Source organism: Photorhabdus kayaii (genome assembly GCF_025384895.1).
GTDB classification, from domain to species: domain Bacteria; phylum Pseudomonadota; class Gammaproteobacteria; order Enterobacterales; family Enterobacteriaceae; genus Photorhabdus; species Photorhabdus kayaii.
This window is the reverse complement of sequence record NZ_JAJAFZ010000030.1, coordinates 1-14,211: the sequence shown is the minus strand read 5'-3', so window position 1 is coordinate 14,211 and position 14,211 is coordinate 1. Positions and strand designations below refer to the sequence as shown.

Sequence of the window (14,211 nt, the reverse complement as noted above, 5' to 3'; positions counted from 1 at the left end):
ATATATACCCTAAAGATTTCAAGATGCGTCGCGACGGCAAGGGAGTGAATCCCCGGGAGCATAGATAACTATGTGACTGGGGTGAGCGAGTGCAGCCAACAAAGAGGCAACTTGAAAGATAACGGGTATAATGAGCTATTAAAATAATCCCTGTTGAATAGAGGTGAATCAGAATGGGTGGTATAAGCATTTGGCAGTTACTCATTATTGCGGTCATTGTGGTGCTGTTGTTCGGCACAAATAAACTCCGTACTTTAGGTTCTGATCTTGGGGCATCTATTAAAGGTTTTAAAAAGGCGATAGGGGATGATAATCAGCCTCAACAGGCTCAAAAAACCAGTAGTGATGCCGATTTTGAGACTAAAAACATTACTGAAAGACAATCTGTAGCTCAATCTGAACCATCTGAGAGCAAAAACAAAGAGCAGGTATAAACCGTGTTTGACATTGGTTTTGGTGAGTTGCTGCTGGTTATGGTCATTGGCTTGGTGGTTTTGGGGCCAGAACGGCTACCGGTGGCAGTAAAAACGGTTGCTGGTTGGATCAGGGCACTGCGCTCTTTAGCTGCTAACGTCCAAAATGAGTTGGCCCAAGAGCTGAAATTGCAGGAGCTCCAAGAAAGCCTGAAAAAAGTTCAAGAAGAAGCGGGGTTGCAGAATTTATCCCCGGAACTAAAAGCTTCGATGGATGAGCTAAAAGAAACTGCTGAGTCTTTGAAAAAAGCATACCAAAATGAACCTGATGCGGGGAGTATGAACGCATCAGAAATAAATGAGGTGGCACAAAAGCCAGCAGCGTCTCAGGTTGTGGCTTCATCTGGACCTTCTGCTCTAGTGGATGATCAAGCGGCTTCTGCAACAAAGAAAAAAACTTCTAATTAAGTTAATGGTGAACACTAAAACATGGCTGTTGATGATACTCAACCACTTATCAGTCACCTTATTGAACTGCGTAAGCGAATTCTAAACAGTTTACTTACTGTATTAGTGGTTTTTTTAGCATTGGTTTATTTTTCTAACGACATCTATCAGATGATTTCTGCACCTTTGATTAAGCAGTTGCCTCAAGGTGCCAGTATGATAGCGACAGATGTTGCTTCTCCCTTTTTTACGCCAATAAAACTGACCATCATGGTGTCAATATTCGTATCTGCACCTATGGTTCTCTATCAAGTATGGGCATTTATTGCACCTGCGTTATATAAGCATGAACGCCGCTTGATGATCCCTTTGCTTGTTTCCAGTAGCCTGCTATTTTATTTGGGGATGGCGTTTGCTTATTTTGTTGTATTTCCGATAGCTTTTGGATTCTTTGCTAAAACGGCGCCTGAAGGGGTGCTGATTGCAACGGATATCAGTAACTACTTAAGCTTTGTCATGGCACTGTTTATGGCCTTTGGTGTCTCTTTTGAAGTACCCGTTGCCATTATTTTGTTATGTTGGAGTGGGGTAGTTACACCGGAATCCTTAAAGAAAAAGCGTCCGTATATTTTGGTCGGGGCCTTTGTTGTTGGCATGTTGTTAACGCCGCCGGATGTTTTCTCGCAAACCTTGCTGGCTATTCCTATGTATCTGCTGTTTGAATTGGGGATTTTGCTCTCCCGTTTTTATACCGGACAGCGGAAATTGGGGGATCGTTCAGAGGAAGATGAGCAGGAAGCGCCAGAAGTGAATACGGAAAAGTGATAATAGTAATCTTAACATGTTGTTCTGTAGTGCTAAGATAATTAGCACGAAGCGATAGCATATTAATTAACCCAGCGCGAGTGCGCTGGGTTTGAGTTAGGAGAGCTATATGAGCTATGCATTTCCAGGAACTTTCCCTGGTCGACGTATGCGCCGGTTGCGCTGTCATGATTTTTCCCGCCGTCTGGTTGCTGAAAACCAATTAACTGTTAATGATTTAATCTATCCTGTATTTGTGATGGAGGGTACTAATCGTCGTCAAGAAGTGCCTTCTATGCCAGGGGTGTATCGTCTGACGATGGATCTTTTGCTGAAAGAAGCTGAAGAGATTGCCCGACTGGGGATTCCTGTATTGTCTCTGTTCCCCGTTATTGAAGCAGATAAAAAATCTCTGGATGCGGAAGAAGCTTATAACCCTGATGGGTTGATTCAGCGTACGGTTCGGGCGTTGAAAAATGCTGTTCCTGAACTAGGGTTACTAACTGATGTAGCATTAGATCCATTCACTACACATGGTCAGGATGGGATCATCGACCAAGATGGTTATGTAATGAATGATGTCACCAAAGAGATCTTGGGCAGACAGGCATTGTCACATGCAGAAGCTGGTGCTGAGATTGTAGCGCCGAGCGACATGATGGATGGGCGTATTGGAGCAATCCGTGAACTGTTTGAAACGGAAGGACATGTAAATACTCAAATTATGGCTTACTCCGCTAAGTATGCTTCTAGTTATTATGGCCCATTCCGTGATGCAATCGGTTCAAATCGTAATCTGAAAGGGGGCAATAAAAAAACCTATCAGATGGACCCTGCGAATAGTGATGAAGCATTGCAGGAGATTGCACAGGATTTGCAGGAAGGCGCTGACACTGTAATGGTAAAACCAGGTATGCCCTACCTAGATGTTATTCGCAGGGTAAAAGACACATTTGGTGTACCAACCTTTGCTTATCAAGTATCTGGCGAATATGCCATGCACATGGCTGCTATCCAGAATGGTTGGTTACAAGAACGGGTAATTGTGGAGTCTCTGTTATGCTTCAAGCGCGCAGGAGCAGATGGTGTACTGACCTATTTTGCGAAACAGGTTGCTCAACAGTTATATGAACAGAAGCATTAATATTTGATTAAAAACGGGCGAATGTAAATTCTGCCCGTTTTTTGTCTGGTTAAATTTTCACAAACTGCTTATTATCAAGTGCCTTAGGTAATTGTTTATTCAGAATATTAAGTAACAGAATAGAACGGGTTTCTCCATCTGGCTCATTGTAGATAGCTTGCAATCCTTCAAAAATACCTTCGGTGATTAATACGGTATCGCCAGCCACAGGTGTATCTGGTGATACATATTCTTGCTCAGTTGCTGATACGATCTCTTTAATCAGTGTTTCCGGTACGATAGCAGGGTGCACGCCAAAACGGACAAAGTGGCTAACACCGCGTGTTGAATTGATAGTTGTAGTATGAATAATTTCAGGGTCAAACTGAACAAACAGATAATTAGGAAAAAGTGGTTCTATATTCACAGTACGTTTACCACGGGTTATTTTTTCAATTCTCGCGGAAGGAGTTAGGCAAGCAACATCTTGTCGTTCCAGATTTTCTATTGCTCGTGAAATTTGCCCACGTTTACAGTAAATGAGGTACCAGTTTTCCATCTTTATTTAACCTTAATCTAATGACTATTAAGCATAGCAAAATAGAAAAGGGCATTACAGGTATTATCTTAGTGATAATTGTTTAATGATGCATATTTATTGTTATGAGTGGGTCCTATGTTTTTCAATAAAAAAGCGATGAGTAATATTTTGGTAAGTAACAGATAAAGTAATTAATATAAAGTTGGTTGTTATTTGTTCAGTAAATATTAATAAAAGAAAAATATCAGTATTTCTGTTGAGTAATTGCAAAATTTGATAGTCATTGAGTAGCCATATGGGAAATCCGTGGTGATCAATTGGCTGCATCTTGTGCAGTGAACCCAGAGGAGATAGTGATAGCATTATTTCTGTGGTAAGAACAAAGGTATCGAGATGTTCCAATGCAATATGTTCCAACTAAACATCTTACTGGGCAATTTAATGCTCAAATATTAACTTATTAGCCTCTATTTCGTTGTATTTGACTTTAAGGTCGCAAGGTTGAATTAACCTCATTGCTTTTTAGTAACTTATTGGTTTACTTTGTAGTCTTCTGAAAAAAACACAAAAAAGCTGAGTGGGATGGCTTATAATGTTTTCCCCCTTAAAAACCGGCATAAATGAATAGTATGAAATACCGTGACTTAAGAGATTTTCTAACCTTATTGGAACATAAAGGTGAGTTGAAACGCATCAGTTTTGAAGTTGATCCTTATTTGGAGATGACTGAGATTGCAGATCGTACCCTTCGCGCTGGTGGGCCTGCCTTGTTGTTTGAAAATCCCAAAGGTTATTCAATGCCTGTATTGTGTAATTTGTTCGGTACTGCTGAGCGTGTTGCTATGGGGATGGGGCAGAAAGATGTTAAAGCCTTGCATGATGTGGGTAAGCTGCTAGCTTTTTTGAAAGAACCCGATCCTCCGAAAGGTTTTCGTGATTTACTGGATAAGCTACCGAAATTTAAGCAAGTCCTTAATATGCCAACTAAACGGCTTAATACTGCGCCTTGTCAGGAACATGTTTCGGTTGGTGACGATGTAGATTTAACCCGTATTCCGATTATGCACTGTTGGCCAGAGGATGCTGCGCCGTTGATTACTTGGGGGCTGACAGTCACTCGTGGCCCGAATAAAGAGCGGCAAAATCTTGGTATCTATCGTCAGCAAGTATTGGGTAAAAATAAACTCATTATGCGCTGGTTATCTCATCGTGGTGGTGCGCTTGATTTTCAGGAATGGTGTCAGGCACATCCAGGAGAACGTTTCCCGGTGGCTGTTGCCTTGGGGGCTGATCCAGCGACAATATTGGGGGCTGTGACGCCAGTTCCTGATACATTATCGGAATATGCATTTGCCGGGTTATTAAGAGGATATAAAACAGAAGTTGTGAAATGTCTTTCAAATAACTTGGAGGTACCAGCAAGTGCTGAGATCGTATTGGAGGGGTATATTGAGCCTGGCGAGTTAGCTCCAGAAGGGCCATATGGTGACCATACGGGCTATTATAATGAAATCGATATGTTCCCGGTGTTCACTGTGACACATATTACTCAGCGCCATGATGCTATTTATCACTCGACTTATACTGGCCGTCCGCCGGATGAACCTGCTGTGTTGGGGGTTGCATTGAATGAGGTGCTGGTACCGATTTTACAAAAACAGTTTCCTGAAATTGTCGATTTTTATCTGCCTCCTGAAGGTTGTTCTTATCGTCTTGCCGTCGTGACTATGAAGAAACAATATCCGGGTCATGCCAAGCGGGTCATGATGGGGGTTTGGTCATATCTACGGCAATTTATGTATACAAAGTTTGTTATCGTTTGTGATGATGATATCAATGCCAGAGACTGGAACGATGTCATTTGGGCAATCACTACGCGGATGGACCCGGCAAGAGATACAGTATTAATGGAGAATACTCCGATAGATTATCTCGATTTTGCATCACCGGTTTCAGGATTGGGTTCGAAAATGGGAATGGATGCAACGAACAAATGGCCGGGAGAGACGCAGAGGGAATGGGGACGTCCTATTGTGATGAGTGAAGAAGTGCGTACCCGCGTCGACAAAATCTGGGATGAATTAGATATTTTAGGACCATAAGAGGGAACGCATGACAACACTGAGCTGCAAAGTAACCTCTGTAGAGGCTATTACTGATACGGTTTATCGGGTACGGTTACTTCCCGATTCTCCGTTCTCATTCCGCGCTGGTCAGTATCTGATGGTGGTAATGGGTGAGAGAGATAAACGTCCATTTTCAATGGCATCAACGCCTTCAGAAAAGGAGTTTATCGAATTACATATTGGTGCTTCTGAACTGAATTTGTATGCAATGGCTGTGATGGATAGAATTCTGGATCAGAAAGTGATCGATATTGATATCCCTCATGGTAAAGCCTGGTTTCGTCAAAGCAGCACTAATCCGCTATTATTAATTGCAGGCGGTACGGGGTTTTCTTATACCCGTTCTATATTGCTGACAGCGTTGGAAGAACAACCTGAACGCCAGATCTCTATGTATTGGGGGGGCAGAGAATCACAACATTTATATGATCTTGCTGAATTACAGTTACTTACAGAGCACTACCCTAATTTGAAGGTTGTTCCGGTTGTTGAACAGTCAGAGAATGGTTGGTGTGGACGTACAGGAACAGTGCTTAAAGCGGTACTAGAGGATTTTGGTAGTTTGGCCAATTATGATATCTACATTGCAGGGCGATTTGAAATGGCAAAAATTGCTCGAGAGCGCTTTTGTGGTGAGCGTGATGCTTCTACTGACAACATGTATGGTGATGCTTTCGAATTCATTTAAAATAATAATAAAAAGCCCGCCCCTGACAGGCGGGAATTACGGCAACAACGACTCAGTTATAATAATTCTTACAGATAAGTTCTTAATCCATTCTTTCTATAATGGTGGCGATACCTTGGCCTAAACCGATACACATGGTTGCCAGGCCAAACTGAACATCGCGGCGTTCCATTAAGTTCAACAATGTTGTTGTGATGCGAGCACCTGAGCAGCCTAGTGGGTGACCGAGAGCAATTGCGCCACCATTCAGGTTAACTTTGTCATCCATACCGTCCAACAAATTCAGGCCCTTCAGGCAGGCAAGTGATTGAGCGGCAAATGCTTCGTTTAGTTCAATCACGCCAATATCACCTAGTACTAAACCTGCTTTTTTGAGCGCCATTTGTGTAGCAGGGACCGGGCCATATCCCATAATGGAAGGATCGCAACCAACAGCTGCCATAGAACGGATACGGGCACGAGGTTTCAGCCCCAGGTTCTTGGCATAACTTTCACTGGTTATCAACATTGCAGACGCACCATCGGATAAAGCAGAAGAGCTGCCTGCTGTGACTGAACCTGTTACTGGATCGAATACAGGACGCAGAGCGGCGAGATCTTTCAGATTAGCATCTGAACGGATTACCTCATCGTAATCAAACCGTTTCAATATGCCATCGGCATCGTGACCATAAACCGGTGATATCTCATTGGAGAATGCACCTGATTGCGTTGCTTGTGTTGCTCGTTGGTGTGAACGGAGTGCAAATGCATCTTGCATTTCACGGCTGATATGGTGAATCTTTGCCAACATTTCAGCGGTTAAGCCCATGACTCCTGCGGCTTTGGCAACACTCAGACTCATTTTAGGATGGAAATCCACGCCATGTGTCATTGGAACATGGCCCATGTGCTCTACACCACCAATCAGTGTGACATTAGCTTCTCCGGTCATGATCATACGAGCGCCATCATGCAGCGCTTGCATTGATGAACCGCACAGGCGGTTAACAGTCACGGCTGGTACAGAGTGAGGGATATCTGCCAGTAAAGCTGCATTACGGGCAATGTTGAAACCTTGTTCTAGAGTTTGCTGTACACAGCCCCAGTAGATGTCATCGATTTCATGTTGCTGTATTGCCGGATTACGTTTAAATAGCTCTTTCATCAGGTGAGCGGAGAGATCTTCAGCCCGGACCTGACGGAATGCACCACCTTTTGAGCGCCCCATTGGGGTGCGGATGCCATCAATAATGACTACATTTTCCATGTTTCCAGACCTCACGCTGTTTTTCCGGTGCTGACAGCAATCGTTGCTGCTGTAGAGTAGTAACTTTCATTACGTTCAGCTTTGGCTTTCAGACCAGGTGGTACCTGATAAAGAGCACCGAGGTGAGCATAATTTTCAGCCATTTTTACGTAAGCCGCTGTTCCCATTGTTTCCAGATAACGGAAAACACCACCGTGGAATGGAGGGAAACCAAGGCCATAAACCAGAGCCATATCGGCTTCTGCTGGGCTGGCAATGACACCTTCTTCCAGACAACGGACAACTTCGTTGATCATCGGGATCATAGTACGAGCAATGATCTCTTCACCGGAGAAATTACTCTTCTGTTGGCAGATAGTTGCCAGCAGTTGGTCTGTTTGCTCGTCCTGCTCTTTTTTAGGCTTACCTTTCTTATCTTGAGTGTACTTGTAGAAACCAAGGCCATTTTTCTGCCCGTAACGTTGATTGTCATATAAAACATCAATGGCATCTTTATAATCACGCTGCATACGATCTGGGAACCCTTGGGCCATGACTGATTGAGCATGATGTGCAGTGTCAAGACCAATAACATCAATGAGATAAGCAGGACCCATTGGCCAACCAAATTCTTTCTCCATGATTTTGTCTATTTGGCGGAAATCACCACCATCACGCAATAGCAGACCGAAGCCAAGGAGATAAGGAAGCAGTACCCGGTTTACAAAGAACCCTGGACAGTCGTTAACGACGATCGGAGTTTTACCCATTTTGCTGGCATAGGCGACTACGGTTGAAATTGTCTTTTCAGAAGTTTTTTCACCGCGAATTACTTCAACCAATGGCATGCGGTGTACCGGGTTGAAGAAATGCATACCACAGAAGTTTTCCGGGCGTTTTAGGGAATTAGCTAATTCTGAAATTGGAATTGTTGATGTGTTGGAAGCTAGGACACAATCTTCATTAACCAGAGTTTCAGTTTCTGATAGTACAGCCGCTTTGATTTTAGGATTCTCTACTACAGCTTCAACCACGATTTGAGCCTGTTCGATACCGGCATAATTTAAGGTAGGTTGAATAGAAGAGAGGGTTCTCGCCATTTTTATAGCATCTAGACGGCCACGTTCAAACTGCTTGTTTAGAAGTTTCGCGGCTTCATTCATACCTAATTCAAGGGCTTGCTGGCTGATGTCTTTCATCATGACAGGAATCCCTTTGCGGGCAGATTGATAGGCTATACCACCACCCATAATTCCAGCACCAAGAACTGCGGCATACTCAGGTGTTGTGACTTCTTTCAGATGTTTTTTTGCCAGTCCTTTTATGTACTGGTCATTAAGAAAAATACCCACTAAGGCACGGGCAACATTTGTCTGTGCTAAAGGAATGAAGCTGGCGGTTTCCTGTTTCAATGCTTCATCGCGACCAAATGTAGCGGCTTTTTCTATGGATTTAACTGCGGTGATAGGAGCTGGATAATGAGGGCCGGCGACTTTCATCACCATACCTTTTGCCACACTAAAACTCATGCCTCGTTCAATTTCATTGAGTTTCAAAGGCTCTAATTTTGGCTGACGTGCGGCTTTCCAGTTAAGGTTCCCTGCAATTGCTTGTTCCAGCATTGATACTGCGGAATCAACCAATTTTTCTTTGGGAACAACAGCATCAATCAAACCGTTTTTCAATGCTTCTTCTGCACCAATGTCTTTACCTGCGGCAATGATATCCAGTGCATTATCAGTCCCGATCAGGCGTGGAAGGCGAACTGAGCCACCAAAACCAGGCATAATACCAAGTTTGGTTTCTGGCAGCCCAATGCGTATATCCGGGGAGGCCACACGGAAATCTGTAGACAGAACACATTCACAGCCACCACCAAGAGCATAACCGTTTATTGCTGAAATGGTTGGTACGGGTAAATCTTCTATCCGGTTAAAAATGCTATTTGAAAAGTTAAGCCATTCTTGCAGTTTTTCTACAGGTGAATCGAATAAAGAGAGGAATTCAGTAATATCTGCACCAACAATAAATGCGGCTTTTTCAGAACGTAATAAAACGCCTTTCAATCCAGTTTGTTGCTCTAGGCTGGTAACAGCCTTATCGAGAGATGCAACGGTTTTGGTATCTAGTTTATTAATCGCGGCTGGGGCATTGAAAACCAGTTCAGCAATGCCATCTTTCAACCAGCTTACTTGAATTGTTTCACTTTGATAGAGCATGTCGTTCTCCTAAATGAGCGCATACCATCTGGTATGACCAGATGGGTTTGATTGTGGTTATTATGTTAAGTAAATGCAAATGAGTGATTAGTTTTTTGCAAGGGTGATCACAAGTGAGATTTGTATCTCATTGGCAATAATTGTTTTTATATCTTGATAAATAAGGTGTTAGTGGGGGTCGATAAATTGAGAAGATTTTTGGGTGATACCTGCAAATATCAACGGTTGTGATAAGCTAATGGTTTAGTCATAAAATAAAAAAGGTCAATTGAAATGGAAAAGTTGGCATCTCTGTACCACGAACATATCTCTACATTGCAGCAACGTACCTGTGAAGCATTGGCCCGTAATCAATTTGATGCTTTGCTTATTCACTCTGGTGAGTTACAGCGTATTTTTCTTGATGATAGAGATTACCCTTTCAAAGTTAATGCTTACTTCAAAGCTTGGGTACCAGTAACTAAAGTGCCTAATTGCTGGTTGTGGGTAGATGGTATTAATAAACCTAAATTATGGTTTTACTCGCCGGTAGATTATTGGCACAGCGTAGAACCATTGCCGACTAGCTACTGGACTAAAGAAGTTGAAATGATTCATCTGGCAAATGCTGGAGATATCAATTCAGAGTTAAGCACTTATGTGAAACAGAATGTTGCTTACATCGGTTGTTCACTGCAAAGAGCAAAAGAGATTGGTTTCTCTGAACGCAATATTAATCCAAAGTCTGTTCTTGATTATTTGCATTTCCATCGTTCATACAAAACAGATTATGAACTAGTCTGTATGCGTGAAGCACAAAAAACGGCTATTGTCGGGCATTTGGCAGCTTATGAAGCATTTCAGGCTGGGATGAGTGAATTTGATATTAATATCTCTTATCTTATGGCAACAGGTCATCGTGATACAGATGTGCCTTATAACAATATTATTGCTATGAATGAGAATGCGGCTGTTTTGCATTACACTGCATTGCAGCACAATGCACCTTCGGATATTCGTAGTTTCCTGATTGATGCCGGTGCTGAATATAATGGCTATGCAGCAGATATCACCCGCACTTATTCAGCAAAAAGTAATAATGAATTTGCTTCTCTAATTAAAGATATGGATGCTGAACAAAAAGCGTTAATTAGTACAATTAAAGCAGGAGTTCGCTATACCGAATATCATATTCAGATGCATCATCGGATTGCTAAGTTGTTGAAAAAATATGGTATCGTGAAAGATGTCAGTGAAGAAGTCATGGTTGAAAAAGGACTGACAACGCCATTCTTTCCACATGGCATTGGTCACCCTCTTGGATTACAGGTCCATGATGTGGCAGGGTTTATGCAGGATGATACAGGTACACATTTAGCCGCTCCGGATATGTATCCTTATCTGCGTTGTACCCGTATTCTAGAACCTCGCATGGTGCTGACTATCGAGCCAGGCTTTTATTTCATCGAATCGCTGCTTGCATCTTGGCGTGAAAGTGAGTTCAGCAAACATTTTGACTGGAATAAAATTGGGACGCTTAAACCTTTCGGTGGTATTCGTATTGAAGATAATATTGTGATCCATGAAAATAAAGTGGAAAACATGACTCGGGATCTTCAATTGCCATAATGAAGCCTTATTTGATACCCGCAGCTTCAGTGAGTTTTACTGAAGAGATTAAAAAAAGTCGCTTTATTACCTTGCTGGAGCATACTGACGGGGTGGATGAGGCTAAAGCGTTTATCCAGAAAATCAAAGCTCAGTACCCTGATGCCCGCCATCACTGCTGGGCATTTGTTGCTGGTGCACCGGATGATTCACAACAGTTGGGTTTTTCAGATGATGGGGAACCTTCAGGAACCGCAGGTAAGCCGATACTGTCCCAACTTATGGGAAATAATATCGGTGAAATAACCGCGGTTGTTGTTCGCTATTTTGGTGGAATAAAATTAGGTACCGGTGGGTTGGTAAGGGCATATGGAAGTGGTGCCCAACAGGCGCTGAAATTGCTGGAGACAAAAAATAAGGTTCCACAGAAACCCTGTTCCTTGCAGTGTGAATATGCCCATATCTCTATGATTGAACAGTTATTACAGAAATCATCAGGGCAAATTATTTCCAGTGAGTATGCAGAGAATGTTACTTTGCGAATTTCACTTCCAGCTACCTTAGTGGGGGAAGTCGGTGATAAATTACGTGATCTAAGTCGCGGTGTACTGTATTTAACACCTGATCTGTAAATATTCTCTGTAACTGGATTTCTAAGGAACCAGCTAAATGCATTTTCGTGCCATAACCCGTATTGTTGGGCTGCTTGTCATTCTTTTCTCTGTCACCATGATAATTCCAGGGTTGGTAGCACTTATCTATCGTGATGGCGCTGGGCGTGCATTTAGTCAGACATTTATTTTTGCCTTAATTATCGGTTTGATGCTTTGGATACCAAATCGGGAGCAAAAACATGAATTAAAGCCCCGGGAAGGGTTTCTTATCGTTGCTTTGTTTTGGACAGTACTTGGTAGTGTTGGGGCTTTACCTTTCATTTTTTCTGAACAGCCAAATCTTTCTATTACAGATGCATTTTTTGAATCTTTCTCCGGTTTAACAACAACGGGTGCTACGACACTGATTGGGCTTGATTCCTTGCCTAAAGCGATTCTTTTCTACCGGCAGATGCTGCAATGGTTAGGTGGTATGGGGATTATAGTGCTGGCTGTTGCAATACTGCCTCTACTTGGGGTTGGGGGAATGCAGCTCTATCGGGCTGAAATGCCTGGCCCCTTGAAAGATAATAAAATGCGCCCGCGAATTGCTGAAACAGCAAAAACTTTATGGTTGATTTATGTGTTACTGACAATCGCCTGCGCTTTAGCGTTATGGGCTGCGGGTATGTCAGTTTTTGATGCCATTTCTCACAGTTTTTCAACTATCGCAATTGGTGGATTTTCTACACATGACGCGAGTATTGGTTATTTCAATAGCCCCGCGATAAATACCATTATTGCGATTTTTCTACTGATTTCTGGTTGTAACTTTGGTTTGCACTTCGCGGTATTAACGGGACGTAGCCTGACAGTATATTGGCGGGACCCTGAATTCCGTATGTTTATCTCCATTCAATTAGTGCTTGTTATTATTTGCACTCTGATCTTATGGCATCACGCTATTTATAAGTCGGGGATAGAGACACTAAACCAAGCTTTTTTCCAGGTTGTTTCAATGGCGACAACAGCTGGGTTCAGCACAGATAGTTTTGCTCGTTGGCCATCATTTTTGCCAATACTGCTGTTGTGTTCCGCTTTTATTGGGGGTTGTGCAGGTTCGACGGGAGGAGGACTGAAGGTGATTCGTATCTTACTGCTATTCCTGCAAGGTTCCCGTGAATTGAAGAGATTGGTTCATCCAAATGCGGTTTATACCCTCAAGCTAGGGCGAAGAGCATTACCTGAAAGAATTATTGAAGCTGTTTGGGGATTCTTCTCTGCTTATGCTTTGGTATTTATCATTAGTTTATTATTACTTATCGCAACTGGTGTAGATGAACTTTCTGCGTTTTCTGCAATAGCCGCTACACTAAATAATCTAGGGCCAGGGTTGGGTGTTGTTGCGGATAACTTCACTGCAATGAATCCGGCAGCCAAATGGATATTAGTTATAACGATGTTGTTTGGTCGCTTGGAAGTATTCACTTTATTAGTTTTATTTACACCAACCTTCTGGCGTGAATAGTCTATTGGGAGAGGGATATGGCTATGAATTGTTTATTACTTTATTCCAGTCGGGATGGACAGACTAAGAAAATCATTACCCGCATTGCTGAAAATCTACGCAGATCAGGGGAGGTATGCGAGCTCAGAGATTTAGCAACAGTAAAAACGATCAATTTGGAATCTTATGACAAGATTATGGTTGGAGCTTCGATCAGATATGGTCATTTCAATTCAGCACTGAAAAAGTTTGCAATCTGTCATCAACAACAACTTAATAAAATGCCAACCGCATTTTTTGGCGTAAATTTGACAGCAAGGAAGCCAGAGAAACGTACACCAGAAACGAATGTGTATGTTCGTAAGTTTCTATTTAATACCCCGTGGAAGCCAGATTTGTGTGGTGTTTTTGCTGGTGCATTACTTTATCCTCGTTATCATTGGTTGGATCGGATAATGGTTAAAATAATTATGAAAATGACCGGTGGGGAAACTGATACAACTAAAGAAGTTGAATATACCGACTGGCAGCAAGTTAATCATTTTACCGATGATTTCCTTAAAGTGGTGAGTAAAAAATGACCTATTTGTTCTTTTTATCAGTATTTTGTTGAAAAAAACTGCTAACGGCAGTTTTTTTTAAATAAACGCTTGCCAGCGTCAAAGAACGCCCTATAATGCGCCACCACTGACCGACACAACGCTGATAAACATTGTGAGGTCGGGCAGAGAAAAAGCTAATAAGCGCTTGACTCTGCGGGCGAAAAGCGTAGTATACGCAGCCCGGCTGAACGAGAATATCACGTTTTATTTCAGCCTGCTCTTTAACAATTAATCAGACAATCTGTGTGGGCACTCACAAGACCGTATCACAAAAAAATACGTTTTAAAGTCTTGAAGAGTGAACAACAGTTAATTCATTACGAATTAATTTAG

General features: G+C 42.4%; 13 protein-coding genes. 10 read left to right on the top strand and 3 right to left on the bottom strand.

What is annotated here, in order from left to right:
* The first annotated feature begins 173 nt into the window (after positions 1 to 173).
* From tatA to hemB, 4 genes are all read left to right on the top strand, one after another.
* Entirely contained in the window at positions 174 to 434 is a 261-nt protein-coding gene (gene tatA, locus LGZ98_RS12580) for a Sec-independent protein translocase subunit TatA (protein WP_113043580.1), read from the top strand.
* A gap of 3 nt (positions 435 to 437) precedes the next feature.
* Positions 438 to 881 (top strand): Sec-independent protein translocase protein TatB, encoded by a 444-nt coding sequence (gene tatB / locus LGZ98_RS12575; RefSeq protein ID WP_113043579.1) that lies wholly within the window; start codon positions 438 to 440, stop codon positions 879 to 881.
* A 21-nt stretch (positions 882 to 902) separates the two neighbouring features.
* A complete protein-coding gene (gene tatC / locus LGZ98_RS12570; protein ID WP_011148498.1) occupies positions 903 to 1,685 on the top strand; it encodes a Sec-independent protein translocase subunit TatC in 783 nt (260 codons plus the stop codon).
* 109 nt (positions 1,686 to 1,794) lie between these two features.
* Positions 1,795 to 2,808 carry a porphobilinogen synthase gene (gene hemB, locus LGZ98_RS12565; protein WP_262978142.1) on the top strand — a complete coding sequence of 338 codons (1,014 nt, stop codon included), beginning with the start codon at positions 1,795 to 1,797 and terminating at the stop codon, positions 2,806 to 2,808.
* A gap of 49 nt (positions 2,809 to 2,857) precedes the next feature.
* On the opposite strand, the gene rfaH is transcribed toward hemB, so the two are convergent.
* Positions 2,858 to 3,346, bottom strand: a complete 489-nt coding sequence (gene rfaH / locus LGZ98_RS12560; RefSeq protein WP_262978141.1) for a transcription/translation regulatory transformer protein RfaH — start codon at positions 3,344 to 3,346, stop codon at positions 2,858 to 2,860.
* Between the two features lie 611 nt (positions 3,347 to 3,957).
* On the opposite strand from rfaH, the gene ubiD reads away from it, so the two are divergent.
* A complete protein-coding gene (gene ubiD / locus LGZ98_RS12555; RefSeq protein WP_112878800.1) occupies positions 3,958 to 5,430 on the top strand; it encodes a 4-hydroxy-3-polyprenylbenzoate decarboxylase in 1,473 nt (490 codons plus the stop codon).
* A gap of 10 nt (positions 5,431 to 5,440) precedes the next feature.
* The gene (gene fre / locus LGZ98_RS12550; protein WP_113043576.1) at positions 5,441 to 6,142 is read left to right on the top strand and encodes an NAD(P)H-flavin reductase; all 702 of its coding nucleotides are present in this window, start codon (positions 5,441 to 5,443) and stop codon (positions 6,140 to 6,142) included.
* Between the two features lie 82 nt (positions 6,143 to 6,224).
* Here fre and fadA read toward each other — a convergent pair whose 3' ends face one another.
* Together fadA and fadB are read right to left on the bottom strand one after the other, a co-directional pair.
* Positions 6,225 to 7,391, bottom strand: a complete 1,167-nt coding sequence (fadA, locus tag LGZ98_RS12545) for an acetyl-CoA C-acyltransferase FadA (protein WP_113043575.1) — start codon at positions 7,389 to 7,391, stop codon at positions 6,225 to 6,227.
* 11 nt (positions 7,392 to 7,402) lie between these two features.
* Complete coding sequence (gene fadB, locus LGZ98_RS12540) at positions 7,403 to 9,589, bottom strand: fatty acid oxidation complex subunit alpha FadB (RefSeq protein ID WP_113043574.1); 2,187 nt, start codon at positions 9,587 to 9,589, stop codon at positions 7,403 to 7,405.
* Between the two features lie 273 nt (positions 9,590 to 9,862).
* Here fadB and pepQ point away from each other — a divergent pair, with 273 nt between their 5' ends.
* Genes pepQ through hemG form a run of 4 tightly spaced genes read left to right on the top strand, consistent with a single transcriptional unit; the run spans position 9,863 to position 13,857 of the window.
* Positions 9,863 to 11,197 (top strand): Xaa-Pro dipeptidase, encoded by a 1,335-nt coding sequence (gene pepQ, locus LGZ98_RS12535; protein WP_228899592.1) that lies wholly within the window; start codon positions 9,863 to 9,865, stop codon positions 11,195 to 11,197.
* Positions 11,197 to 11,808 carry an IMPACT family protein gene (locus tag LGZ98_RS12530; protein WP_113043572.1) on the top strand — a complete coding sequence of 204 codons (612 nt, stop codon included), beginning with the start codon at positions 11,197 to 11,199 and terminating at the stop codon, positions 11,806 to 11,808. The genes pepQ and LGZ98_RS12530 overlap by 1 nt, the downstream gene beginning before the upstream one ends.
* A 37-nt stretch (positions 11,809 to 11,845) precedes the next feature.
* Positions 11,846 to 13,297, top strand: coding sequence for a Trk system potassium transporter TrkH (trkH, locus tag LGZ98_RS12525; RefSeq protein WP_113043571.1), 1,452 nt, complete (start codon positions 11,846 to 11,848; stop codon positions 13,295 to 13,297).
* A 23-nt stretch (positions 13,298 to 13,320) separates the two neighbouring features.
* Positions 13,321 to 13,857, top strand: coding sequence for a menaquinone-dependent protoporphyrinogen IX dehydrogenase (gene hemG / locus LGZ98_RS12520; protein WP_262978150.1), 537 nt, complete (start codon positions 13,321 to 13,323; stop codon positions 13,855 to 13,857).
* Positions 13,858 to 14,211 lie beyond the last annotated feature (354 nt).